The organism is Vibrio sp. 10N.286.51.E5, assembly GCF_041469125.1.
Lineage (GTDB): Bacteria > Pseudomonadota > Gammaproteobacteria > Enterobacterales > Vibrionaceae > Vibrio > Vibrio crassostreae_C.
In genome coordinates this window covers 1-253 of the sequence record NZ_JBFRJZ010000139.1, presented here as the reverse complement: position 1 = coordinate 253, position 253 = coordinate 1, and the positions used below count along the sequence as shown (strand labels likewise).

Below are 253 nucleotides of genomic sequence, written 5' to 3'. Positions count from 1 at the left end.
ATCCTGCACGACCCACCATTCTTTCTCCACGAAGGAATTAAAACTATCGTGGGCGATTAGCTCAGTTGGGAGAGCACCTGCCTTACAAGCAGGGGGTCACTGGTTCGAGCCCGGTATCGCCCACCATTCTCTAAATATTCTTGGAAGTTAAATCTCCAAACCACTTCTTATGTCGCTGGTTGGATTTTTCGACTGTGAGAGTCTTTAGAAAATGAACTTCACAAGAAGTCTCATTGCTCTTTAACAATTTGGA

General features: G+C 44.7%; 1 tRNA gene. It reads left to right on the top strand.

Annotated elements, in window-relative coordinates:
* Positions 1-50: 50 nt before the first annotated feature.
* A tRNA-Val gene (locus tag AB4161_RS23115) sits at positions 51-126 on the top strand.
* Positions 127-253 lie beyond the last annotated feature (127 nt).